The sequence below is a fragment of the Alteromonas salexigens genome (assembly GCF_025628895.1).
GTDB classification, from domain to species: Bacteria; Pseudomonadota; Gammaproteobacteria; order Enterobacterales; family Alteromonadaceae; genus Alteromonas; species Alteromonas salexigens.
This window is the reverse complement of the sequence record NZ_JAOTJC010000012.1, coordinates 67,615-93,422: the sequence shown is the minus strand read 5'-3', so window position 1 is coordinate 93,422 and position 25,808 is coordinate 67,615. Positions and strand designations below refer to the sequence as shown.

The 25,808-nt window shown below is 50.4% G+C and carries 22 protein-coding genes; 11 read left to right on the top strand and 11 right to left on the bottom strand.

Features of this window, described 5'->3' with window-relative positions; translation table 11 throughout:
* Positions 1-41 precede the first annotated feature (41 nt).
* From aceF to ampD, 5 genes are all read right to left on the bottom strand, one after another.
* A complete protein-coding gene (gene aceF / locus OCL06_RS13245) occupies positions 42-2,048 on the bottom strand; it encodes a dihydrolipoyllysine-residue acetyltransferase (protein ID WP_262995329.1) in 2,007 nt (668 codons plus the stop codon).
* A gap of 20 nt (positions 2,049-2,068) precedes the next feature.
* On the bottom strand, positions 2,069-4,735 hold the full coding sequence (gene aceE / locus OCL06_RS13240) for a pyruvate dehydrogenase (acetyl-transferring), homodimeric type (protein WP_262995327.1): 2,667 nt from the start codon (positions 4,733-4,735) through the stop codon (positions 2,069-2,071).
* A gap of 167 nt (positions 4,736-4,902) precedes the next feature.
* Entirely contained in the window at positions 4,903-5,649 is a 747-nt protein-coding gene (locus tag OCL06_RS13235; RefSeq protein WP_262995325.1) for a GntR family transcriptional regulator, read from the bottom strand.
* 269 nt (positions 5,650-5,918) lie between these two features.
* Complete coding sequence (ampE, locus tag OCL06_RS13230) at positions 5,919-6,791, bottom strand: beta-lactamase regulator AmpE (protein WP_262995323.1); 873 nt, start codon at positions 6,789-6,791, stop codon at positions 5,919-5,921.
* Positions 6,788-7,351, bottom strand: a complete 564-nt coding sequence (gene ampD, locus OCL06_RS13225) for a 1,6-anhydro-N-acetylmuramyl-L-alanine amidase AmpD (protein ID WP_262995321.1) — start codon at positions 7,349-7,351, stop codon at positions 6,788-6,790. The genes ampE and ampD overlap by 4 nt, the downstream gene beginning before the upstream one ends.
* 93 nt (positions 7,352-7,444) lie before the next feature.
* Here ampD and OCL06_RS13220 point away from each other — a divergent pair, with 93 nt between their 5' ends.
* The 9 genes from OCL06_RS13220 (at position 7,445) to OCL06_RS13180 (ending at position 14,419) form a co-directional block, all read left to right on the top strand.
* Positions 7,445-7,954, top strand: coding sequence for a retropepsin-like aspartic protease family protein (locus tag OCL06_RS13220; protein ID WP_262995319.1), 510 nt, complete (start codon positions 7,445-7,447; stop codon positions 7,952-7,954).
* 21 nt (positions 7,955-7,975) lie between these two features.
* Positions 7,976-8,830, top strand: a complete 855-nt coding sequence (gene nadC / locus OCL06_RS13215; protein ID WP_262995317.1) for a carboxylating nicotinate-nucleotide diphosphorylase — start codon at positions 7,976-7,978, stop codon at positions 8,828-8,830.
* Between the two features lie 233 nt (positions 8,831-9,063).
* Entirely contained in the window at positions 9,064-9,501 is a 438-nt protein-coding gene (locus OCL06_RS13210; protein WP_262995315.1) for a pilin, read from the top strand.
* A gap of 109 nt (positions 9,502-9,610) precedes the next feature.
* Positions 9,611-10,822 (top strand): type II secretion system F family protein, encoded by a 1,212-nt coding sequence (locus OCL06_RS13205; protein WP_262995314.1) that lies wholly within the window; start codon positions 9,611-9,613, stop codon positions 10,820-10,822.
* A 73-nt stretch (positions 10,823-10,895) separates the two neighbouring features.
* Positions 10,896-11,771, top strand: coding sequence for a prepilin peptidase (locus OCL06_RS13200; RefSeq protein WP_262995780.1), 876 nt, complete (start codon positions 10,896-10,898; stop codon positions 11,769-11,771).
* Complete coding sequence (coaE, locus tag OCL06_RS13195) at positions 11,771-12,382, top strand: dephospho-CoA kinase (protein ID WP_262995312.1); 612 nt, start codon at positions 11,771-11,773, stop codon at positions 12,380-12,382. The genes OCL06_RS13200 and coaE overlap by 1 nt, the downstream gene beginning before the upstream one ends.
* Before the next feature lie 87 nt (positions 12,383-12,469).
* Positions 12,470-13,222 (top strand): cell division protein ZapD, encoded by a 753-nt coding sequence (gene zapD, locus OCL06_RS13190; protein ID WP_262995310.1) that lies wholly within the window; start codon positions 12,470-12,472, stop codon positions 13,220-13,222.
* A gap of 96 nt (positions 13,223-13,318) precedes the next feature.
* Positions 13,319-13,546 carry a DNA gyrase inhibitor YacG gene (gene yacG, locus OCL06_RS13185; protein WP_262995308.1) on the top strand — a complete coding sequence of 76 codons (228 nt, stop codon included), beginning with the start codon at positions 13,319-13,321 and terminating at the stop codon, positions 13,544-13,546.
* 9 nt (positions 13,547-13,555) lie between these two features.
* The gene (locus tag OCL06_RS13180; RefSeq protein ID WP_262995305.1) at positions 13,556-14,419 is read left to right on the top strand and encodes an aspartoacylase; all 864 of its coding nucleotides are present in this window, start codon (positions 13,556-13,558) and stop codon (positions 14,417-14,419) included.
* Positions 14,420-14,496: 77 nt separating this feature from the next.
* Here OCL06_RS13180 and mutT read toward each other — a convergent pair whose 3' ends face one another.
* The 3 genes from mutT to OCL06_RS13165 all read right to left on the bottom strand — a co-directional run bounded on the left by mutT (position 14,497) and on the right by OCL06_RS13165 (position 18,617).
* Entirely contained in the window at positions 14,497-14,886 is a 390-nt protein-coding gene (gene mutT / locus OCL06_RS13175) for an 8-oxo-dGTP diphosphatase MutT (RefSeq protein WP_262995303.1), read from the bottom strand.
* Complete coding sequence (gene secA / locus OCL06_RS13170) at positions 14,886-17,594, bottom strand: preprotein translocase subunit SecA (RefSeq protein WP_262995301.1); 2,709 nt, start codon at positions 17,592-17,594, stop codon at positions 14,886-14,888. Before secA ends, mutT begins: the two co-directional genes overlap by 1 nt.
* A 144-nt stretch (positions 17,595-17,738) precedes the next feature.
* Entirely contained in the window at positions 17,739-18,617 is an 879-nt protein-coding gene (locus OCL06_RS13165; protein WP_262995299.1) for a M23 family metallopeptidase, read from the bottom strand.
* A gap of 166 nt (positions 18,618-18,783) precedes the next feature.
* On the opposite strand from OCL06_RS13165, the gene OCL06_RS13160 reads away from it, so the two are divergent.
* Together OCL06_RS13160 and OCL06_RS13155 are read left to right on the top strand one after the other, a co-directional pair.
* On the top strand, positions 18,784-21,444 hold the full coding sequence (locus tag OCL06_RS13160) for a tetratricopeptide repeat protein (RefSeq protein WP_262995297.1): 2,661 nt from the start codon (positions 18,784-18,786) through the stop codon (positions 21,442-21,444).
* A gap of 161 nt (positions 21,445-21,605) precedes the next feature.
* Positions 21,606-22,157 carry a hypothetical protein gene (locus OCL06_RS13155; protein WP_262995295.1) on the top strand — a complete coding sequence of 184 codons (552 nt, stop codon included), beginning with the start codon at positions 21,606-21,608 and terminating at the stop codon, positions 22,155-22,157.
* Between the two features lie 81 nt (positions 22,158-22,238).
* On the opposite strand, the gene lpxC is transcribed toward OCL06_RS13155, so the two are convergent.
* The 3 genes from lpxC to ftsA all read right to left on the bottom strand — a co-directional run bounded on the left by lpxC (position 22,239) and on the right by ftsA (position 25,808).
* Positions 22,239-23,150: a UDP-3-O-acyl-N-acetylglucosamine deacetylase gene (gene lpxC / locus OCL06_RS13150; protein WP_262995294.1), complete on the bottom strand. Its 912-nt coding sequence runs from the start codon at positions 23,148-23,150 to the stop codon at positions 22,239-22,241.
* Between the two features lie 147 nt (positions 23,151-23,297).
* A complete protein-coding gene (ftsZ, locus tag OCL06_RS13145; protein ID WP_262995292.1) occupies positions 23,298-24,470 on the bottom strand; it encodes a cell division protein FtsZ in 1,173 nt (390 codons plus the stop codon).
* A 108-nt stretch (positions 24,471-24,578) separates the two neighbouring features.
* A complete protein-coding gene (gene ftsA, locus OCL06_RS13140) occupies positions 24,579-25,808 on the bottom strand; it encodes a cell division protein FtsA (protein ID WP_262995290.1) in 1,230 nt (409 codons plus the stop codon).

Here is a 25,808-nt window from a genome sequence, read left to right as displayed (position 1 = left end):
CGTAAAGGGGAATGAACCACTCCCCTTTACGTTTGGCTGCATTACAGCAGCATCTGACGCATGTCTTCCAGTACATTCTTCATGTGTACTGCAAAGCGTGCCGCTACCGCACCGTCAATTACCCGGTGGTCGTATGACAGTGACAATGGCACCATCAGACGCGGTTCGAACTCTTTGCCATTCCACTTAGGCTTCATGTCGCTTTTCGACACGCCAAGAATAGCTACGTCAGGCGCATTCACAATAGGTGTGAATGCGGTGCCGCCGATTCCACCCAGACTAGAGATGGTGAAGCAGCTACCCTGCATATCGGCGGCTTTCAGCTTACCGTCACGGGCTTTAACGCTAAGTTCCATCAGCTCACGGGACAGTTCCATGATGCCTTTTTTATCGACATCACGAACCACTGGCACCACCAGGCCTCCCGGGGTGTCTACCGCAATACCTATGTGGAAGTATTTCTTCTGGATCAGTGACTCACCGTCCGCTGACAATGACGTATTGAAGACCGGGTAGGCTTTCAATGCATCGGCCGCCGCTTTCATCATGAATACCAGCGGAGTGATTTTGACCCCCAGCTTACGCTTTTCAGCAATGGCATTCTGATCTTTACGGAACGCTTCCAGATCGGTGATATCTGCTTCTTCAAACTGCGTAACGTGAGGAATGGTTACCCAGTTACGGTGCAGGTTAGGTCCGGATATCTTCTGAATGCGGGTAAGTGGCTTCTCTTCCACTTCACCGAACTTAGAAAAATCAACTTTAGGTGGTGCGATAACCTGCAAGCCACCATTGCCACCGTCACCGACAGCACCGGCTGTGGCCTTCGGCCGTGACAACTCGTATTTGACGTACGACTGAACGTCTTCTTTCAGAATCCGTCCCTTGCGACCGCTGCCATTTACCTGTGTCAAATCGACACCAAACTCCCGAGCCAGACGGCGTACGGAGGGTGACGCATGCACCTTGCCGGTTTTTGGTTTCTCACCGGCAGAGGGGTGATGCGGAACCGGTGGTGGCTTCGGACGGCCACTGTCTTTGGAAGACGACTCAGACTGCTTTTGCGACTCCTGTTTTGGTGCCGGCTTGCTGTCTGATTTCGGGGCTTCACCCTTTACTTTCAGCATCAGTACCGAAGAGCCTTCCGAGACCTTGTCGCCCTGCTTCACCAACAGCTTGGTTACGGTGCCGCCTTTCGGGGCAGGCACGTCCATGGTGGCTTTGTCGGTTTCCAGGGTAATTAGGCCATCTTCGGCTTCGATGGTGTCACCTTCGGCAACCAGAATCTCGATAACGTCCACGTCGGCGTCATCACCGATATCAGGTACCTTAACTTCAATTTCTTCTTCGGTAGCTTCAGCTGCGCTCTCGCCGCTATTGCTGTCGGCCTTCGCGTCATCAGCGCCATCGTCCTGTGCGGCTTGTTCGCCGTCATCGTCACCGGCCACTTCCAGTGTCAGGACGAGTGAACCTTCACTGACTTTATCACCTTCTTTAACCGACAGACTGACAACTTTGCCGGCCTGGGGCGATGGCACATCCATCGTCGCTTTGTCGGTTTCCAGCGTGATCAGGCCGTCTTCTGCCTCAACCGTGTCGCCTTCGGCTACCAGAACTTCAATCACGTCCACTTCAGATTCGTCGCCGATGTCAGGCACGTTAACTTCAATGGTTTTGCTACCGCCGCTGCCGTTACTTTTCTCTTTGGCCGGCGCAGCTTCTTGCTTCTCTTCAGCTTGAGACTGTTCCTCTGCCGCTGGCTGAGATTCAGTATCTTCCTGCTCATCAGCGTCATCGCCACCAGCGTCTCCGGCCGCAGCCAGTTTAGCCAGCAGGTCGCCCTGCGAGATTTTGTCGCCAACGTTGACGCATAACTCTTTTACTTTACCGGCGAAAGGCGCCGGTATGTCCATGCTGGCTTTGTCACTTTCAACGGTAACCAGCGAGTCTTCGGCATCAACGTCATCACCCTCTGCCACGCAGAGTTCAATAACTTCAACTTCGTCTTCCCCAAGATCGGGTACAAGAACGTCTTTGATATCTGACATAATTCTGAGTCTCCGTGAACTTACGCGTAAAGCGGGTTAACTTTGTCTGAATCAATGTTCAGATCTTTCATGGCTTTGGACAATGTCTTGGCATCAACATCGCCCGCTTTATGCAGTTCATACAGTGCTGCAAACGCCACGTGGGCCGCATCTACTTCAAAATGACGACGCAGGTTGGCACGGCTGTCGGAGCGACCGAAACCATCGGTTCCCAGTACCCGGTATGAACCCGGTACAAAGCTGCGCACCTGATCGGCGTAGTTCTTAATGTAATCGGTAGCCGCAACGGTAGGACCATCGTTACCCTCATTCAGCACCTGTGTGATGAACGGAGTTTTGGCATCCGCATCCGGATTCAGCATATTGTGACGGTCACAATCCATACCGTCCCGGGCGAGTTCGTTGAACGACGTCACCGAATAAACTTCCGCTTCTACGCCATAATCATCCGCCAGCGTCTTGGCCGCTTCACGTACCTGCTCAAGAATGGTACCGGAGCCAAGCAGTTTCACTTTCTTCTTGCCTTTACCCACGGTATCCAGCTTGTAGATACCTTTCACTATGCCTTCTTCACAATCTTTCGGCATGGCTGGCTGAACGTAGTTTTCATTCATTACAGTCAGGTAGTAGAACACGTCTTCCTGTTCTTCAAACATGCGACGCAGACCATCCTGCACAATCACCGCCACTTCGTAGCCGTAGGTGGGATCGTAGCTGATACAGTTAGGAATGAGCGCAGCCTGCGTATGGCTGTGACCATCCTGGTGCTGTAGGCCTTCGCCGTTCAGCGTAGTACGCCCTGCGGTTCCGCCAACCAGGAAGCCACGGGTCCGTGAATCGCCTGCCGCCCATGCCATGTCGCCAACACGCTGGAAGCCAAACATAGAATAGTAAATGTAGAATGGTACCATCGGCAGGTCATTCAGGCTGTAGGAAGTACCCGCCGCCAGCCACGAGGCCATTGCGCCCAGTTCGTTTATACCTTCCTGCAGAACCTGGCCTTTCTTGTCTTCACGGTAATAAGCAACCTGATCAGAATCCTGTGGTTCGTATTTCTGACCTTGTGAAGAGTAAATTCCAACCTGACGGAACAGGCCTTCCATACCGAAAGTACGGGCCTCATCCGGGATAATTGGCACGATACGCTTGCCGATCTGCTTGTCTTTAAGCAGCGCAGTCAGTACCCGCACAAAGGCCATAGTGGTAGAAATCTCACGATCGCCCGAGCCTTTCGTTACGGCTTCGAATGCTTTCATTGGAGGCGCAGGCAAGTCTTCAGACGACTTAGCCCGACGCACCGGCATATAACCATGCAGTGCCTCGCGACGTTCGCGCAGGTACTTCATTTCTTCACTGTCGTCTTCAAACTTGTAATACGGCAGGTTTTCCAGCTCGCTGTCGTCTACCGGAATATTGAAACGGTCGCGGTAGGCTTTCACGCCTTCCATGTCCATTTTCTTCACCTGGTGGGCAATGTTCTTGCCTTCACCGGCAGCGCCCATGCCATACCCCTTAACGGTTTTCGCCAGGATAACCTGAGGGCGGCCTTTGGTTTTCACGGCGCGATCATATGCAGCATAGACTTTTACCGGATCGTGTCCGCCACGATTCAGGCGCCAGATGTCTTCATCAGACATATTGGCAACCATTTCCTTCAGCTCAGGGTATTTACCAAAGAACTTCTCACGGGTGTACGAGCCACCTTTGGCTTTGAAGTTCTGGTATTCGCCATCTACCGTCTCGTTCATCAGATCGAGTAGTTTGCCTGACGTATCACGGGCCAGCAGAGGATCCCAGTAGCGACCCCAAATAACTTTAATGACTTCCCAGCCAGCACCACGGAAGTTGCCTTCCAGCTCCTGAATGATTTTGCCATTACCCCGCACCGGGCCATCCAGACGCTGCAGGTTACAGTTGATAACGAACGTCAGGTTATCCAGACCTTCCCGTGAAGCCAGGCCGATGGCACCCAATGTTTCCGGCTCGTCACACTCGCCGTCACCCAGGTAGCACCATACGCGCTGCTCTGAACAGTCTTTGATACCACGGTCGGTAAGGTACTTCAGGAAGCGGGCCAGATAAATTGCCTGCATTGGGCCTAAGCCCATCGACACGGTGGGGAACTGCCAGAAATCAGGCATTAGCTTAGGATGCGGGTAAGAAGACAGGCCTTTGCCGTCTACTTCCTGACGAAAACCGTCCAGCTGCTCTTCAGTCAGACGTCCTTCAATGTATGCGCGTGAGTAAATGCCTGGGGAGACGTGGCCTTGATAGAATACGTAATCCCCGCCGTCTTTTTCGTTTGGCGCGCGGTAGAAGTGGTTAAAGCCCACATCGTACAGCATGGCAGATGACGCAAAGCTAGAGATATGTCCGCCCAGCTCCAGGTTCTTCTTCGACGCACGCAATACCATCATCAGGGCATTCCAGCGCAGCGCATTACGAATTTTACCTTCAATGGTCTGGTCGCCCGGCATTGTGGGTTCCTGACCTGGCGGAATAGTATTTATATATGCGGTGGTTGCATCATAGGGTAAGTGGGCACCATTTCTGCGTGCTTTTTCAATTAGTGATTCTAATAAGAAGTGAGCCCGTTCTGTACCTTCTTCTTCTAAAACTGACTCTAGTGAATCCAACCACTCTTGGGTTTCTTGTGGATCCACATCTTGGTGCATCATATCAGTCATGGTGCCATCCTATGTTTGCTAATATAGAAAACCACCCCCGGGGTCACTCTGCCCCGCAGGATGGATACCTAAACTACGTTTTACTTAAAGCAAGCCCTTGTGGCTCACCCTGTATGAGCACGATGCATTCGATGTGCACCGGCTGTGTATAACGGGCTTCGCGCCCTTTATATTTCCAGTCGTCGCAGTGCGCGTTGAACGCGACTGTCACGCCTGTTGATATCCAGCAACGTTTTTTCAATGAAAGCCAGATGCGCATTACACGCCTGACGGGCTGCTTCCGGATCCCGGGACGCAATGGCTTCGACAATTTCACAGCGCTGACGCGCGATGTCATCCACCACACTAGTATGCTGCGCCAGCATCTCAAGGTTTTTCTCAATGTTTTCTATTAACATTGTTTGCATGGTACTCATCACATGCAGCAGCACCATATTATGGGATGCCCGCGCCATGATGATGTAAAACTGTCCCAATGCCTGTGCCTGCGCGTGCTTGCTTTCATTTTTCGCGGGTGTAGGCAAATCATCCAGTGCCTTGCGCAGCGCCTGATAGTCCTCTGGCTGACCACGTAAGGCAGCATAATATGCCGCCATGCCTTCCAACGCGTGCCGAAACTCCAGTAAATCGAACTGGGTTTCCGGGCGCCGGCTTATCAGCGCCATGAGCGGGTCGGTCATCGTCGCATTAAGCTCACGGCTGACAAACGTGCCGCCACCCTGCTTACGCTCTACTAACCCCCGCACCTGCAGATTGCCTATCGCCTCCCGCAAAGACGGACGCGATACGTCAAACTGCTGGGCCAGTTCCCGCTCGGGCGGAAGCTGTTGGCCAGCCAAAAGCGAGCCGTCCAGAATCATAGATTCCAGTTGCTCGGTAATGACATCTGACAGTTTTTTCCGTCCTTGACGCATTTATCTTAGTCCCGCTCACAAAAAAGGCGGCTAAAATGTAAACAAGTTTACTGCGCCACCCGGAATTGGTAATACCATTTTACCTATACAGTGTAGGTGAGAATAACCTACAGGTAAATAGTTTCCCCCTTTAACATCCTGTAAAGCGTCGGCGTTGTTAAGCTTTCTGGTTGAATTTGTTGCAAAAATTGATTTTTGGCAAACTGGTCTGAGGAGCCCGCCTCAGACCAGAACGATGAAAAATAATGCAGGGAAACGCTGACTCCATGCTACGGAAGCAGGCCGGTTAAGGTAAGCACTGCGGTGACCGCCATCAGGAATAAAATATTGCGTTTAGCCAGTCTGACCAGCACTTTCGGCTCCACCGCCGCATTAGCTTGCTGGGCTGACTGCTCTTCGGGACTGAGTACTTCTGCTTGTCCGGCTACCTCAGTAAGCAGGCGTCCCGGCATCACCGTAAAGTCTGACAGATACCGCAACCACAGTGGGAAGGCGCGGGAAAAGTGTCCCATCATTAACATGCCAAACGAGACAATTCGCACCGGGATAAAATCCAGTGCAAACAGCAATCTGGCGGTGGCGGACTGCTGAGACGTGCCTTCGCGGCAAAAGCCTTCGTGGACTACGCGCGTCACACTGTAAAACAATGCACCCGGGGCACCGAATGCAAGAAACCATAAAATCACTGCGGCATAGTGCTGATAGTTCAGCCAGGTTAAATGCTGACCGAACGTTTTACCTTCCCGACTGGCTGCCGTCTGCTCTTCTGAAGCGGGTTCTTCGCAATGCCCAAGCTGGTCTGAATAATGGGCACAGGCTTCCAGATCGCCCCGGTCTGCGGCTTGTAAGAAATGTTTATAGGTGGCTCGTAACGCCGGACAACCGATGCAAACAAATAATATCAGGGTTTGCTCCACAAACGTCAGGAATGCCCCCAGCAACCAGCTTTCAAGAAAGCCCAGTAGCAGTGCCGGCAGCAGTAAATACAGCCACACCTGCCAGTCTGCGCTGTCCTCGGATAACCAGCCTTTATCGGTGAGCCAGCTGCGGTATCGTGTTCCATAATACTCTATGTGCCAATGGGGTGTTTTTACGCCACTGCGCTCGATAGCCAGTACCAGCAACAAACTTATTAACATCATCGTGTTGGATCCATTGTTGTAAACAGAGTCTGACGGTAACGACACCAGTCAAACGCCGGGCCGGGATCGGTTTTTCGACCCGGAGCGATATCATTATGCCCTACTATCCGCCCGCAAGTGATCAGAGGATACTGCGATAAAATATATTCACTTAACGCATGTAGTGCGTGGTACTGAGCCTCAGTATAAGGCTGAGAATCGGTGCCTTCCAGTTCAATGCCGATGGCATAGTCGTTACACCGGGCCTGCCCCTGAAACGAGGACACGCCAGCATGCCAGGCGCGCCCTGAAAAGGGTACAAATTGCTCCACCTGGCCGGTACGGTAAATAACACAATGCGCTGATACCCGTAAGTCAGCAATTTGCTCATAAAATGGATCTGCTGAGGGATCGAGCTTACCGGTAAACAAATCCCGAATGCCAGTCGTATTAAACTGCCCCGGTGGTAAGCTGATATTATGGATCACCAACAGCGAAATTGCCGCCGATGCTGGCCGTGCATCCCAAAAATCACTGTGTATTTGCACGGCCTGAGGGTAGAGGTCATCGCTGGTATTCATGAAAGCCACATTGACAAACTAATAAGGAAAGTGTGACATCAGTTCCCGTATCTCTCAACCAGCTTTAGTCATGGTGACAATAAAGAGGATTTCATGACCCAAAATTCAAGCGGTGCCGGTAAGTGGATGTTTGTATTAGCCTGGGTGTGTGCTTTCGGCCTGCTAATTCTGGTGTTCGGCGATCTGTTGGAACAACAGGTTAACCCCAACCAGCAGCCCAAATCCATGCGCATAGATAACCAGACTGAAGTCAGGCTTAAACAAAACCATGCCGGCCACTATGTTACCAGCGGTTTTATTAACGGCACGCCGGTCACTTTTTTGGTGGACACCGGTGCTACCGATGTGGCCGTCCCGGCCCACTTACAAGACGACCTGGGTCTGATTGCGGGCAGGCGCGGTCTGGCACAAACTGCAAACGGCACGGTGACAGTGGCAGAAACCCGCATCGACCGTTTGCAAATTGGGGACATAGAACTTAACAATATCCGTGGCAATCTCAATCCGGGTATGCAAAGCGACCAGATTTTGTTGGGAATGAGTGTTTTGAAGCAATTGGAGTTTACTCAGCGCGGGGAATGGTTAATATTGCGTACCCTTTAGCGAATACGAGTATCTGACACCATGGCCCGTCCAGACCTTAGCACTATTCACGCGCAGGTAGCCCTGGCATTAACCGAAGATTTAGGGGGTGAGCTATCACCCACCAACGACATCACTGCCAACCTTATCCCAGCTGACAAACAGGCCACGGCGCACATCATTACCCGGGAAGACTGCACCGTGTGTGGTACCGACTGGGCCAGCAGTGCATTTGCTCAGATTGATGAGGCCATAAAGGTTGAGTGGGCAGTCAGCGATGGCGACACAGTAGCGGCCGATACGCAGCTGGCGACACTGCACGGGTCGGCGCGAGGGATCCTTACCGCCGAGCGCACCGCGCTGAACTTTCTGCAAACCCTGTCGGGCACGGCCACAGCTGCCAGCCACTATGCTGCAATCCTCGCCAATAGCAATACACGCATTTTGGATACCCGTAAAACCTTACCGGGCCTGCGGTTGGCACAAAAGTATGCTGTGGCCATCGGCGGCGGTAAAAACCACCGGGTTGGTCTGCACGACGCGTTTCTGATTAAAGAGAATCATATAATCTCGTGCGGCAGTATCCAGGCGGCTATCACCGCAGCCCGGGATGCCCACCCCGGCAAACCGGTAGAAGTAGAAGTGGAATCACTGGATGAATTGCAGCAAGCCATTAGGGCTGGCGCGGATATTGTCATGTTAGATAATTTCACGAACGAACAGGTCCAACAGGCAGTCGACATAAATCAGGGAGCCTGTAAGCTGGAAGTCTCAGGAAACATCACCGATGCACGACTGCACTCACTGGCGGGCCTGGGCGTAGACTTTATTTCTTCAGGTGCGCTCACCAAACACGTTCAGGCAATCGATTTGTCGTTGCGGGTCACCCTGCAGTAAATGTATAAAACCGGCCACGGCCCGTTCCGGGTCTGTGTAGAGCACTTTACGTCGCCTGGTTAACTCAGACAAAAGCAACACCTCGGTATAATTTCTGATACTTGTCAGATAGAAAAGTCTTCCTATACTGACACACAAGTACCGGGGCCGTTAGACAGGACGACTCAGGTATATAACGTAACTTTAAATGCTATTTATTTTGAAAAGCGTAATACGCGTCCCGGAGAAAGACCATGAAACAAGTACAAGCTTCTAACCAAAAAGGTTTTACATTAATCGAACTGATGATCGTTGTTGCTATCATCGGTATTCTGGCAGCCATCGCTCTGCCGGCCTATCAGAACTACACGCAGAAAGCGCGCTTCACTGAAGTCGTTAACGCCACTGCGGCCGCTAAGTCTGCTGTTGAAGTTTGTGCACAGACCCAGCCAGGTACTGACGCAACCACTGTATTAGCAAACTGCAACGGTAATTCTTCTGGTATCCCTGCTGACGTTACTGCCGGTCCAGGCGTAACTGGCCTGTCAACTACCAACGGCGTGATTGTAGCTACTAAGGCAACTGATTCTTCAATCAGTGGCGCTGGTACTTACACCCTGACTCCGACACTGGACTTTGCAAGTCGTCAAGTGACCTGGGGAGCAGTTTGTGACCCAGCCACACTGTGCTAATTTAGCATTCGCTAAATAACTGAAACAAAGCCCAGTTTTCACTGGGCTTTGTTGTCTCTATACTCTTTTAATCCTTTATTTCGCGAAACAGTATTCTGAGGTAGTCCACATGGCCAAGGCAGCAACAGTGTATACCTGGCAAGGCAAAGACAAACGTGGCGGAAGCCGCAAGGGTGAAATCTCCGCGACTTCACTGGCCGAGGCGAAAAACCTGCTACGCCGTCAGGGCATTTCTGCCAATAAGGTAAAGAAGTTGTCCACCCCGCTGTTTGGCAGAGGTAATGAAAAAATCACCGCCGCTGACATTTCGGTGATTTCCCGTCAGATTGCCACCATGCTGACCGCCGGCGTTACCCTCATTCAGGCGCTGGAAATGATTGCTCAGGGGCACGCTAAACGTTCCATGCGTAAGTTGCTGGGTGAGATTACCGATGAGGTAAAAGCCGGTAACCCGCTTTCCACCGCGCTTCGCAAACACCCGGATTATTTTGACGACTTATATTGTGACCTGGTGCACACCGGCGAACAATCCGGGGCGCTGGAAACCATTTACGACCGCATTGCCACTTACAAAGAAAAAGCTGAGGCATTGAAGTCAAAAATTAAAAAGGCCATGTTCTACCCCATCGCGGTATTGGTGGTGGCGTTTATTGTAACCACTATTCTGCTGATATTCGTGGTGCCGCAATTTGAAGAAATTTTTAGCAGCTTTGGTGCCGAGCTGCCTGCATTTACTCAGTTCGTACTGGCCATTTCTGCATTTGTGCAGAATTACGGTGTGTTTATTGGGATCGGTGCTGGTATCGCCGGCTTCTTGTTTATGCGCGCCCATAAGCGCTCGCAAAAACTGCGCGACAGTGTTGACAAGCAAGTCCTGAAAGCCCCGGTAGTCGGTGAGATCCTGAAAAAGGCAAGTATCGCCCGCTTCACCCGTACTCTGTCTACTACCTTTGCCGCTGGTGTGCCGCTGATAGGCGCACTGGAATCCGCAGCCGGCGCGTCCGGCAATGCGGTTTACCGCGATGCCATCCTGTTTATTCGAAACGAAGTCGCTGGCGGTATGCAAATGAACACTGCCATGCGCGCCACTAACGTGTTCCCTGATATGGTTACCCAGATGATAGCCATTGGTGAAGAGTCCGGTGCCGTGGATGAAATGCTGGCCAAAATTGCCACTATCTACGAGGCCGAAGTTGACGATATGGTAGACGGCTTAACCAGTTTGCTGGAGCCCATGATAATGGCGGTGCTCGGGGTGGTTATTGGCGGCCTGATTGTGGCAATGTACTTGCCCATATTCCAGATGGGGAATGTGGTTTAGCCCACCCCTTTTGATTGTTATCAGACTGTCAATCTGGCAGTCTTGCCTTTTTCAGCAGACGTAATTCATCATGATAGAGTCGGTCATTCAACTCAGCCTGGTTTCACCTGTATTCTTTTATTCGCTCATTTTTGTGGTGAGTCTGATGGTGGGCAGCTTTCTGAACGTGGTTATACATCGCCTACCTATTATGATGGAACGCGACTGGCAGCAGGAATATCAGAGCTACTTTTCACCCGACGCGACGCCTGAACCTCAGGCGCCCTTTAATCTGGTTAAACCTGACAGCACCTGCCCCCATTGCCAGCATAAGATCCGTGCGTGGGAAAATATTCCGCTGCTCAGTTATATTTTTTTAAGAGGTCGCTGTGCCTCGTGCGGTGCTGGAATTTCAGTACGGTATCCCCTGGTAGAGTTATTAACCGCCGTAGTTTGTACCCTGGCAGCCTGGCATTTTGGCCCCTCACCACAGGCCCTGTGGGCGGTGCTGTTTACCTATATATTAGTCGCGCTGCTATTTATCGATCTCGATAAGATGCTGCTGCCCGATCAACTGACGCTGCCGCTGTTGTGGGTAGGTCTGCTGATTAGTCTGAATAACGTGTTTGTGTCTCCCCAGGACGCCATTCTTGGCGCCGTGGCGGGCTACCTGAGTTTATGGAGTGTCTATTGGCTGTTTAAACTGGCTACCGGCAAAGAGGGTATGGGCTACGGTGACTTTAAGCTACTGGCCGCGCTAGGAGCGTTTACCGGTTGGCAAGGGCTGCCGGTGATCATTTTACTGTCTTCCCTGGTGGGCGCCATCGCCGGTGTCACCCTGATGGTAGTTCAGCGCAAAGGTAAGTCGCTGGCGATCCCCTTCGGCCCCTACCTGGCCGTTGCCGGCTGGATCACACTGCTTTATAAAGACGATATTATCAGCGGCTATATTAACTGGGCGTTGGGCTAATGGCGCAGAACTGGGTAGTGGGGCTGACCGGGGGCATAGGCAGCGGTAAGTCGCTTGTCACCGATTGTTTTAGTGCACTTGGTATTGATGTCATCGACGCGGACGTCATCGCCCGTCAAGTGGTTGAACCCGGCTCTGATGGGCTGGCGCGCATTGCCTCGCGGTTTGGCGACCCTGTTTTACACCCAGATGGCACGCTGAATCGTCAGGCGCTACGAGAAATTGTTTTTCACAACCCTGACCAAAAACAATGGCTAGACGCATTGCTTCACCCGCTTATCCGGGAAAGTATGAACAGCGCTATTCGGGCTAGTACCTCTGCCTATGCGGTGCTCGCGGTGCCTCTGCTGATAGAAAACAATCTTACTGCTATGGCAGACCGGGTACTGGTGATAGACTGCCCGGAAGATCTACAGCTGAAGCGGGCCATGCAGCGGGACGGCAGTTCTGAGCAAACGATTCGCAACATTATGCAAGCGCAGGCAAGCCGGGCCACCCGGCTAGCGCACGCTGATGATATCATCGACAATAGCGGCACACGGGAAGCAACCCGGCATCACGTTGCCAACCTTCACACACGCTATCTTTCTATGGCAAGCAGCGCAAACTAACGTTCATTTGCCATTAAATGCCCTCTGCGCTTGAAATTCTGGCGTTTTTACGCTGTAGTTCGATCTGACCAAACTATGAGGAACTACATGTCTGACGCTGTTTTCGAATTTCCGTTGAAGGAAAAGGTTCGCAATTACCTGAGAATTGAGCAATTAATGGCTCAGTTGAAAACGGGTGCGCAAGTCCAGACAGCGCCGGTGCAGATGTATTTCTTCGATCAGCTATTTATTTTGCTGGATCTGTTCGATCGGCTCGATCTGCGTACGGATATTCTCAAAGACCTCGACAGTCATGAAAAAAATCTGGTGCACTGGTCGCAACATCCCAATATTGATAGCAGTGCGTTAGACCATGCACTGAAGTCTATTATCAGGCTGCGTGAACAACTTAAGGCCAGCAAGAAATTTGGTACCGAGCTTAGGGAGGATAAATTTTTATCTTCTATCCGCCAACGCTTTGCCATTCCCGGCGGGGCTTGCAGTTTTGATTTACCGAACCTGCATTACTGGTTAAAGCAACCGCTGGAAACCCGGCAGCAGGACATTTCAGGCTGGCTAAAAACGCTCACCATACTGGAAGACGCGATCGCCATTAGTCTGTCGTTTCTGCGCGAACGGGGTAATTTTCAGCAATTCACCGCTAATAATGGTTTCTACCAGGGGGTAGCCGAAGATAAGAACGAATTGCTTCGCATTCGTTGTAGCGTGTCAGAAGGCCATTACCCTACCGTAAGCGGCAATAAATATCGTTTCGCAGTACGCTTTATGTGGTTCGACCCGGATGCGGGTCAGGGCAGCTCGGTATCTTCTGATGTCCCTTTTACTCTCGCAGCCTGTTAACCGGTTTATCTGCACACCTGCCTGGTTGTTACTGGCCTTTTTTCAATGCCGACTTCGCAGTAACATAGGCGTATCACAACTATTCTGAGCAATGTCATGAAAGTAAATTGTCCAATATGCAGCAAAGCTGTGGTGTGGAGCACAGACAGTGAATATCGCCCGTTCTGCTCCAAAAAATGTCAGCTAATCGATCTCGGCGAGTGGGCCGGCGAAGAACGCAAAATCGCCACCGCGGCAGAGCCTAAAACCCCTGCCACGCCCATGGACATCGAAGAAATAGAAGCCATGCTCAGTCAGCAACCTGACGACTTTTTCAAACACTAAGGAACAGCGATGATCGAATCCGTAGCGCTGGTAGGCGGTACCCACGGCAATGAGACCAGTGGTATTCAGCTTATAAACAGCTGGCGTAAACAGGGCCTGCCCGACACGTTTGCGTCGTTGAATGTGTCCTGTGTGCTGGCTAACCCGGATGCCATCAACGCCAATGTCCGCTTCGTCGAGGATGATCTGAACCGGCAGTTTTCTTTTCAGATGCTGATGGGGAAAGGCACCAGTAAAGAAGCCCGGCTGGCGACTAAACTGAATGAACAACTGGGGCCAAAAGGCAACTCACAACACGACCTGGTGGTGGATATTCATAACACCACCAGCAATATGGGCGCGACGTTGATCATTCTGGAACTGGATGAGTTTAACACCCAGCTGGCCCGGTACGTGAAGCAGGTGATGCCCGAGGCCAATGTGTTGATTGAAGACGAGCAACCGGTCGCAGAGCACCCTTATTTATGCACCACGGGCACCAAAGGCGTCATGATTGAAGTTGGCGCGCAGCCACAGGGGGTTTTGAGAGAAGATATCTATCAGTTAACCCAGACGATGGCCGAAGCTATTCTGGGCTTCTGTGTGGCTTGGAATAACGAGACGCTGGGTAACCTGCCTGCTTGCGAAGCATTTCGGTTGGGTGACAACATCCCCTTTCCCCTCGACGAACAGGGCCAGCGTACGGCAATGATCCATCACCAGCTCCAGGATGCAGATTTTCTGCCGCTGATGCCCGGTCAACCGGTATTTCGCGACTTTGCCGGAAACGATATTACCTGGCAAGGTGATACCACCTACCCCCATTTCATCAATGAAGCGGCATATCATAAGCAGCACGTGGCATTCGCCACTGCTACCCGCATCACCATTTAAACGCCGCTGCACACTGCACAAACAAAAAAGCGAAAGCCAGTCGGCTTTCGCTTTTTTTATATAATACTCAGGGCGACTTATAAAGTGGCGTGCAGAGCGTTAATAATTTCTTTATTAGCCTGTGGAAAAACCGTCGGGTCCAATGAATCAACTGACCACCACTGGCCCTGTTGCCCTTCAGCACCATAAGGCTCGCCGTCGAAACCGGTGACCAGGTGGACATCAAGGCGGACCCGCTTGTCTCCATAATCGTGCACCACCTCTGTTAGCGGTGACGAAGTGTTAACACGAATACCGGTTTCCTCGGACAATTCACGGCTAAGTGCCTGCTGCACCGTTTCCCCGCTATCGACCTTGCCGCCGGGGAACTCCCATTTGCCGCCCTGGTGCTTGTCCTCAGGACGTAAACACACGTAAACCTGGTTGCCGCGAAGGATAACCCCCACGGCGACATGCACCTCTTTCATCAGGTCAGTTTACCGTGACATTGCTTATATTTTTTGCCTGAGCCGCACGGACAGGGATCATTTCGGCCTACTTTCGGTCCGTTGCGCACTTCACTGCGTACCTTGTCGCTGGCCGCTTCTGGCTTCGCGCTGGCATCTTCGTGCTTAAAGTTCTTAGGCACGTCATCAGCCTGACGACGCTGCTCTTCAACTTTCTCGACGTCTTCTTCAGCACGCACCTTAACCCGTGACAGAATGGTGATGACCTCGATTTTCAGAGCTTCCAGCATTTCTGAGAACAGTTCAAACGACTCGCGTTTATATTCCTGCTTGGGGTTTTTCTGTGCGTAACCGCGCAGGTGAATCCCCTGACGCAGGTGATCCATGGCCGCCAGATGCTCTTTCCAGTTGCTGTCCAGATTTTGCAGCATGACTGCTTTCTCGAACTGACGCAGTACGTCAGCGCCTACCAGTTTTTCTTTTTCCTGATACGCCGCGGTGATTTCTTCAAGAATACGCTCACGCAGCTTTTCTTCGTATAGCTTGTCGTCGTTGTCCAGCCACTCCTGAAGCGGTAAATCTACCGCGAAGTCGGCTCTCAGGCGCTCTTCCAGCCCTTTCACATCCCACATCTCTTCCAGTGACTGGGGCGGAATGTATTCGTTCACGACGGTGTTCACCACATCTTCACGAATAACCGCAATGGTTTCGCTGATGTCGCCTTCGTCCAGCAGCTCATTACGCTGCTCGTAAATCACCTTACGCTGATCGTTAGCCACATCATCGTATTCCAGCAGTTGCTTACGAATATCGAAGTTACGCCCCTCTACCTTGCGCTGGGCATTTTCGATGGCGCGGGTAACCCACGGGTGCTCGATGGCTTCGCCACGTTCCATACCCAACCGCTTCATCATGCCGGCCATTTTTTCAGACGCAAAGATGCGCATTAACGCGTCATCCAGCGACAGGTAGAAACGGCTGGAGCCCGGGTCCCCCTGACGACCTGACCGGCCGCGTAGCTGGTTATCGATACGGCGTGACTCGTGGCGCTCAGTACCTATAATGTGCAAACCGCCGGCGTCCAGGACTTCTTTGTGGCGGATCTGCCAGGCTTCTTTTACTTTCGCAATTTGTTCTTCGGTGGGGTTTTCCATGTTCTCCACTTCCACCTGCCAGTTACCGCCTAACACGATATCGGTACCCCGACCTGCCATGTTTGTGGCAATGGTTACCGCGCCCGGCTTACCCGCCTGGGCAACAATGTCAGCTTCCTGCGCATGGAATTTGGCATTCAGAACCTTGTGTGGGATCTTTTCTTTCTTGAGGATCCGTGACAGCAGCTCAGAATTTTCAATAGACACGGTACCAACCAGCGTGGGTTGGCCGCGTTTTACACAGTCGCGGATATCTTCCACAATGGCTTCGTACTTTTCTTCCGCGGTCAGATAGATAAGATCAGCCTTATCATCGCGGATCATCGGCCGGTTGGTGGGGATCACCACGGTTTCAAGGCCGTATATAGACTGAAACTCGAACGCTTCAGTATCGGCGGTACCGGTCATGCCTGACAGTTTGTCGTATAAGCGGAAGTAATTCTGGAAAGTAATAGACGCCAGCGTCTGGTTTTCATTCTGGATCTTCACACCTTCTTTAGCTTCTACTGCTTGGTGCAGACCTTCAGACCAGCGACGCCCTTCCATCGTACGACCGGTGTGTTCATCAACAATAACAATCTGGTCTTCTTTAACAATGTAGTCTACGTCTTTGCTGAACAGCTTGTGCGCGCGCAGTGCCGCATTAATATGGTGAAGTAGCGAGATATTCCCGGCCGCAAACAGCGATTCCCCTTCAGGCAGAATGCCTGAACGCTGGAGGATTTCTTCCACGTGCAGCTGACCACGCTCAGTCAGGTGTATTTGCTTCGCTTTCAGGTCGATGGTGTAGTCACCGTCGCCTTCTTTACCTTCTTCGTCTTCTTCTTCCTGCTGAACCAGCTCAGGAATAACCGTGTTAATCCGACGGTAAAGTTCTGAGCTGTCCTCTGCCGCACCAGAGATAATCAGTGGTGTACGGGCTTCATCAATCAGGATGGAGTCAACTTCATCGATCACGGCGTGGTGCAAGGGACGCTGAACACGATCCTGAGGACTGAATGCCATATTGTCACGCAGATAATCAAAACCAAACTCATTGTTGGTACCGTAAGTGACATCGCTGGCATAAGCCTCACGCTTCTGCTCCGGCGACATGCCCGGTACGTTACAACCCACGGTCATACCAAGATAATTAAATAACTCGCGGCTCCAGTCAGCATCCCGACGGGCCAGATAATCATTCACAGTGATCACGTGAACACCTTTGCCGGTCAGTGCGTTCAGATAAGTCGGCAAGGTTGCGGTCAGGGTTTTACCCTCACCGGTACGCATTTCGGCAATTTTACCCTGGTGAAGTACGTAACCACCCAGCATCTGCACGTCGAAGTGACGCATGCCGTAGACCCGTTTACTGGCTTCCCGGACAGTGGCAAACGCTTCTACCAGCAGGCTATCAAGCGTTTCGCCTTTTTCCAGACGTTCACGGAATTCAGCTGTCTTGTTTTTTAGTGCGTCGTCGGAAAGCCCTTCGTACTCAGACTCCAGCGCGTTAATGGCTTCGACACTTTTTTGTAATTTTTTTAATAGACGGTCGTTTCGACTTCCGAATACTTTTCTCAGGACGCTTGCAAACATTTGGTTGATTATTCCACTACTTGTCGTGACGTCACATACCTGCGCCGTCAATTTTCTAAAAATGACCCACCCTGCACAACGGCACAGCATGGCCACCCAAATTTGATGTTGTCAGACTAACTGACTTACCTGGCTGCTGCCCGATTACTTCTTGTAAACGAAAGGCAGAGGATCGATTTGTTGTCCGTTTCTTATTACTTCGTAGTGAACATGCGCACCAGTAGAGCGGCCTGTGTTGCCCATTACAGCAATTTGCTGTCCTTTGGTCACCACATCCCCTACTGACACCAGGAGCGACTGATTGTGCCCGTACCGGCTTACCACGCCATCTCCATGCTCTATTTCTACCAGATTTCCGTAGCCGTACCGATCGCCCGACCAGGTAACAACCCCGGCGGCGGTGGCAACCACGCTGTCGCCGGCTTCCCCGGCGAAATCTAATCCTTTATGCATCGCCTGCTCCCCGGTAAAGGGGTCGGCGCGCATACCATAATAAGACGACAACCATCCAGACTTTATCGGACGGCCAGATAATGTACTCTGCTCACTGATATGGTGCCCTCTGACCAGACTTTCAAGCATGGTCAGTTGTTGCGCTTTACTATCCAGTGACTGCTGTAGCGCAGTAATCTGCTGCATGATCGGACCGTCCTGATGTTCATCAGGTAATGCTGCAGGTACGAAAGCGTCCAGGTCAGCCGCTGCCATACCTAATTCTTCAGCCAGTCGTGCATTCTGGCTGTCAAGTTGATTCACCTTCGCTGATAACGAAGCAATATGCGTCACCAGCGCATTCAGTTTTTCACTGGTATTTGTCTTCAGCGCCGTGACCTCGTCTTGCTGCGTAGTCATAGCGGTCTGAGCCAGCTTGATGCGCGCAAGATCTTCTGACACCGAATCGGTGGAGCGACTCGACACCAACATGAAAAGAGAGCAAAGAACCGTGATGCTTACAACATCTCGCATTCGATAACTTCTAAAGTAAGACTTACTTTCAGAATATAGTTTTATCTCAACTTTCATTCGTTGCCCCATCGTTAACCGGGCATAGTTTAACGTTTAAATTGCCGCCAAACAAACACGAAATAAACTGAACGATAATTAAGCAATATTTGTGGACTGATATATAGTTAGAAATAGCTCAATTCCCCTAGTCGTCACGAGACTAGCGACGCCGAAAGGTATCAACGTGAAAACATATCGCCCTGATTGGTCACTTTATCATCGGTATGCAAACTACCGAATTTTTTCTATTCTTCTCGTACTGTCGGCTTTATTTACGGTTGGGTGTGGTCAAACAAGTGATGAGTCTTTGGCAGAAGCAAAAGTTGCTATGGAGCGCCAGGATCATCGAACTGCTGAAGTAATTCTTAAAACCGCTCTTCAGAAAGAAGGGAACAATTACCTCCTCAGATTAACACTGGCCGATGCATACATTGCGCAAAGTAAGTATGAGTCAGCAGAGAAAGAATTAAGCAGAGCGATCGATTTCGGAGCTCCGGTACATCAAATTACATCCCGTAGATACTTGATATATTCCGAAACGGGTGCCCATTCTAAACTTCGGGAAGCCTCCGAAGTGGCTATAACCTCTCACGGAGGTACCCCACGAGATATCTTTCAGAAAGTCAAAGCCTTGATAATGGCAGGGACCTATGAAGATGGGGTTGATTTTTGGTCGAATCACAAGTCCATGGAGGAAGAAAACGAGTTTTATACGCAGTTAACAAGCCGCTTTGTAAAATATGTATCGGGAGAAGAGCCAGACAAAGCGCTGACAGAACTGGAATTACTGTCCCCCAATGAGGAACAGCTGTATGACTATATGGACGTTATGCGGTTTGTTTATACAAATAACGATTCCCCAAGCGAAGTTATTGAGACCCTATTAACTCAATTAGAGCTCCGCCCGCAACATTCTGAAAATAGATTAGCACTCATTTCACTTCTCATATATGAAGAGCGCTTTGATGAAGCGGAACGGTATTTTTCGCCATTTGAAGAATCGTGGCAGAGATCCCCCTTCTTAGCAAAGCTTAAGTCTATTATAAGTTTTAACATAGGTAATTTTGATGAGGCATACGCTAGTGGTAAAAAAGCGATGTCGCAAGGAACCGCTGATGAACACCTGCTAGCTATAATGGGGGCTTCATCATTTAAAAATAAAGAATATGGGGAGGCTGTAGTCTATCTCGAGAGGTTACGTTCACTCACTTCTCTTTCCGAGCCTCTCTATCATATACTGACTGGCGCTTATCTGGCTCTTGAAAAGCCATTGCTTGCAAAGAAAACACTGGAAAGCTTGAATAATAATTCATCTACTGTGGAGCAATTAAAAGGCGTTGCCAATTATCAACTTTATCGAAAAGGATATTATGAAAAGCTTTTCACGACAAAGTCTGGCGATGAGAGCGACGATACACCATGGCCATTGCTTCTGGTTGGTGATGTCACGGCTGATAAGATCATCGAACAGCAATGGTCGATAGACATGCTCGACTCCTATGGTGCCTGGCTCTTTAATACAAAGGGAAAGCGGGCACATTCGGAGTTAAAAAACTCTCTAGAACAGTTAGGTGCGAAAACAGCAAGTGGCCAACTTCAGGTTCAGGCTGCTTTTTTACAAAACCAATTCAGTCTGGTCACTGACTTAGTTACTGACATGCCTCCCAATTACCTGAACGAAGATGTCGCTGGGTTGTTTCAGGCCAGAGTAGCAATTAAGCTGAACGAACCAGAGAGGGCCTTGCGACATCTTCATCCGATGATGACCTCCCATACGACTTCAACGGCGATTTGGCAAACCGCATTCACCGCGGCCGAGACATCAGATGAGGTTGACGAAGTGGCTTCACTAATGCTGAAGAGTGCAGAACATCAGCCAGAAGACCTTAAACTTTTTAATTTTGCAGTTCGAAAATTCAGCACGCACAACAAAACAACCAATGTACTACGACTTTTCTCGTCTTACACTAACCGCATCGCTGACGGGGTAGACTACCTACCTTATGTGATTTCTCTAATACGTGCGAACGAACTTGAAGAGGCCTTATTATTTTCAAAGTTTTGGCTTGAACAAAGCCCTTATAATGAAGCTGCGGTGACTGCATTGGCAACAGTATTGGAAATGTCCGGAGAGCTATTGGAAGCGGAAGATGTGCTTTCACGTTACCTGGCGCATTTTCAATCCCAGCCTTTGACGTATCAGCTTCAATACATCACTTATATTCGTAAAGAAGGAAGGATCCTCATTCAGAAACCTACAGTTACCGAAGACTCCTTACAATCAAATTACTACCTCAATTACTTACTAGCCACATTTTATAATCAAAAAGAGGAGAGCGCGAAGGCCTTACCTCACGCGCAGAGAGCAGCAGAAATCAGGAATAATCTGCATTCAACCCTTCTGTTAGGAGAAACATTAGAAGCAAATAAGAAGTTTTCAGCGGCTATTCATACTATTCGCGTATTTTCCGAGGAACATCCTGACAATATTACAGCAAAATTAATATTAGCTAATAAAGTTGAAAATGACTCTCCGGAGACAGCTATCGAAAGCTATAAACAAGTATTGTTACTCGATCAATACAATGTCTTTGCGTTAAATAATTTAACCGCTCTCTTAACAGATAACAACAGATTAAGTGAAGCGCGTGTCTATGTAGACTCACTTGTTAAGCATCACTCTGATTATCCACCTGCACTCGATACTGCCGCTACCTGGTTCGAAAAAAGTGGTGATATAGAAACCGCAAAAAAAATGCTTGCGGAAGCTTCAAGGTTAGATCCTTCCAACCCATTGATTCGCGCTCACCTTACAAAGTTAACGACAAAACCTCAATCTCCCTGAGAAAAATGTCAGCTTTCTTTACACTTTTCACTTTAACGAAAAAGTCATTTGAATAAATAAACATCTTTTCAACGAGATATAGATCTGGCACGGCTTAAGCAGCTTTTTTTGTGCCTGTAATTATACGGCGAAGTAACGAAAAATCCTTATTGGAGATGATTATGAAACGCTTCTTAACAGGATGTACGTTATTATTCTTTACAATTTTTGGTATAGCGACCAATGTTAATGCACATACGGTGTCGCTCAGTTGGAGAGTCTTAAATAACGGTGATGTATTATTTTACGATCAACACTGGCACGGAAGTCTTTCCTCCCCCGACGGGTCTTTGTTTATTGATGGAGTAGAATACCCGTTCGATGGGTTCATTAACAGCTTAACTAGTATTAATAATCTTGATGGTGCTCTGGTAAATGCCACATATGCAATGTTTGCTGGCGGTACGCTTACCACCTTGTCTGAACCTAACTTCTTAACAGTAACAGTTAGTGGTTTACAGCCTGGTCCGCATACTTTCGGCACGACAAACATTGCCCTGACACAATGGACCATGCCGAGCAACGGCGGTCAAATTCAAGTAGTTCTTCCGCCACCACCACCTAATCCGCAAGTAAATGCCCCGGCAACATTTGGTTTGTTGATGGCGTCCGGTGCAGCACTTTTATTATACCGGCGGAAAACCCAAGCCCCTAAACTGCAAGTTTCCACCTAAACAGTTTTGATCCCTTGTTGCCACAATAAAAAAAGCCGCTTCAAACATGAGCGGCTTTCTTATTACAAGCTTATCATTCAATTACGCCAGTAGCGGCTGCGCGTATCGGATAGGCGCGTCATCCTGCGAGTCGTAAGTCACGAACTCCCAGCACTCGCGCTGTGATAACACGGCATTCAACAGCTTGTTATTTAAACCATGGCCGGTCTTAAATGCCCGTAGCTCACCGATAATACTGTGGCCACCCAGATACAAGTCGCCCACAGCATCAAGAATTTTATGCTTCAGGAATTCGTCATCGTAGCGAAGCCCTTCCGGGTTCAGAATACGGAACTCGTCCAGCGCAACAGCATTTTCCATACTGCCACCCAACGCCAGGTTATTCGCGTTCATGTATTCCAGGTCACTCATGAATCCGAATGTGCGCGCCCGGCTGACTTCATTCACATACGAACAGGAGTCAAAGTCCATCACCATGTGCTGACGTGTCTGACTGATTACCGGGTGGTCGAAATCAATCTTAAAATCTACCCGGAAACCGTCGTGCGGGACCAGTTCGGCCCACTTATCACCGTCTTCTACCCGCACAGGCTTCTTAATACGGATAAACCGTTTGTGTGCGTTGAGCTCTTCAATACCGGCGGATTGCAACAAGAAGACGAACGGACTTGCACTACCATCCATGATCGGCAGCTCGTTGCTGTCAACCTCAACAATAATGTTGTCGATACCCAGGCCAGCTAACGCTGAGGCCAGGTGTTCAACGGTGTGAATACTCACACCATCGTCGTTGTTCAAACACGTACACAACATGGTATTACCCACCGCGTTCGCACGCGCAGGGATGTCCACATGAGGTTCAAGGTCAATACGCCGAAATACAATTCCTGTATTCGCAGGCGCAGGCCGGAGAGTCATGGTGACCTTTTCCCCTTTGTGAAGCCCTATTCCGGTTTCCTGAACCGGGTGCTTGATTGTACGTTGTCTAATCATCTCGTTTGCTTTTACCTGTATAAAAAGCGGTCGCGCATTATAGTGAGTTGTCACTCACATGTCAAAAAAGTGTCATACGTGCCCCTAAGCAGCAGGCACCCATTCACTTTGTGACAACGGTTTTGCGTAAAAATTCCCCAGTGGGAATCAGTCCGCTTGTTTTCTCAAAAACGCAGGGATATCCAGATACTCCAGATCTGAACCTGGCTGCGCTTCATCTTCAGCTTTTAACGCCTGGTTGCCGTCTGTAGATCCTACACTGCTATTCCCACGCGGCTCCGCAGATTGCTGTGAACCATACTCACGGGCGCTGGCTGTCAGGCGAGAGCCTTCTGAGCTCACCAGTGAAATATCTGGTTTACGCTCTGCGCCAATGCCGGTGGCTACTACGGTCACACGAAGCTCGTCGGTCATGTCCATATCTATCACTGTACCCACGACGACCGTCGCATTTTCAGAGGCAAACGCTTTAACGGCGTTACCTACGGTCTCAAACTCATCTATTGCAAAATCCGGACCAGCGGTAATATTCACGAGGATGCCACGGGCACCGGAAAGATCGATATCTTCCAGTAGTGGACTGGCAATGGCGGCTTCGGCTGCTTCTTCAGCGCGATCGGCGCCAGATGCTGCACCAGAGCCCATCATGGCTTTACCCATTTCCGACATCACGGTGCGAACGTCTGCAAAGTCAACGTTAATCAGACCGGGGCGGGTGATCAGCTCTGCAATACCCTGTACCGCACCACGTAGCACATCATTTGCTGCACTAAAGGCTTGCAATAATGGTGTGCCTGGGCCCATCACTTTGAGCAGTTTCTCGTTCGGGATGGTGATCAATGAGTCCACATTGTTCGCCAGCTCAACGATGCCCTGTTCAGCGAATGTGGTGCGCTTTTTCCCTTCAAACGGGAACGGCTTGGTCACCACTGCGACTGTCAGAATACCCATTTCACGGGCAATTTTAGCGACTTCAGGCGCCGCACCGGTACCTGTGCCGCCGCCCATTCCTGCGGTAATAAATACCATGTCAGCGCCATCCAGCGCCTGACGAATTGTTTCGCGATCTTCGTGTGCCGCTTCCCGGCCAATGTTGGGATCGGCACCTGCACCCAGGCCCTTAGTAACGCTGGAGCCAATTTGCAACGTGACGTTGGCACTGGAGCTACGCAGTACCTGTGCATCAGTGTTGATAGCGATAAACTCAACGCCTTCAATGCTTTGTGAAACCATGTGTTCCACTGCATTGCCACCGCCGCCACCGACACCGATGACTTTGATTACGGCTTCTTCGCCGTGACTATCCATTAATTCAAACATACTTACTCTCCGGTTGTACGTCTTCAACACTAAGCCAGGTCATACACTCTAAATCAGATGCATCCATGCTGATGGTTATGGCCATTGCCTTAGCGCCCCCAAAAAAAATTAAAATTCACCTTTAAACCAGCTTTGCACCCGGTGGAAGAAATTATCCCCGGCTTTCTGCTTACTGGACTTATTATTCTCTGACTGCATTTTTCCGTAGTGCAAAAGCCCTACTGCGGTTGCAAACCCCGCGTCGTCAACATACTCGGACAACCCCTTCATATTGATGGGGTTACCCACACGCACGGGCATCTGGAACAATTCCTCAGCAAACTCAACGGCGCCTTCCATTTTGGCGGTGCCGCCGGTTAGCACTAACCCGGCCGCAATTTGCTCTTCCAGACCGCTGGCTTTAATTTCATCCAAAACCAGCTCAAACAGTTCCTGATAACGCGGCTCAATGACTTCTGCCAAGGTGTGCCGCGACATCACCCGAGCGGGTCTTCCACCCACGCTCGGGACTTCAATACTTTCTTCCATGCTCACCATATCTTTGAGAGCACAGGCATAATTGACCTTAATTTCTTCCGCATTGCTGATAGGCGTGCGGAAAATCTTGGCGATATCGCTGGTAATCTGATTTCCCGCTACGGGGATCACCGCCGTGTGTCGTATCGCACCGTCGGTATAAATCACGATATCCATGGTGCCGCCGCCAATGTCGACTACACAGACGCCCAGTTCCCGTTCATCATCGGTGAGCACGGCATAGCTGGACGCCAGCGCAGAGAATATCAGTTGGTCTGCATTCAACTCACAACGTTCAATGCACTTCACCAGATTCTTCGCCATATCATCGGCGCAGGTAATAATGTGCGCGTCCGCTTCCATCCGCACACCCGACATGCCGATAGGGTTTTTAATCCCCTCCTGCACATCAATGGTGTATTCCTGAGGCAGTACGTGCAGCAAGCGTCGTTCTGCAGCAATAGGCACGCTGCGTGCCGCATGGATAACGTTATCAACGTCTTCCTGCGTCACTTCCTGATTGTTAATTGGCACCATGCCGTTTTCATTCTGGCATTTCACATGACGCCCGCTGATTGACATGAAGACCGACGAGACCCGGCAGTCCGCCATCAGCTCCATTTCATTGACCGCCCGTTGAACGGACTTCACCACCAGGTTCAGATCGTTCACGCCGCCCTTATCCATGCCTTTAGCTGCGTGGGTGCCGACACCAACAATGCTGATTTGGTCATCGTCCAGCAGCTCGCCGACCACGGCTTTTACCTGGCTGGTTCCTATGTCCAGTCCGACAATCAAATTGCGTTCAGCAGGTTTTGACAT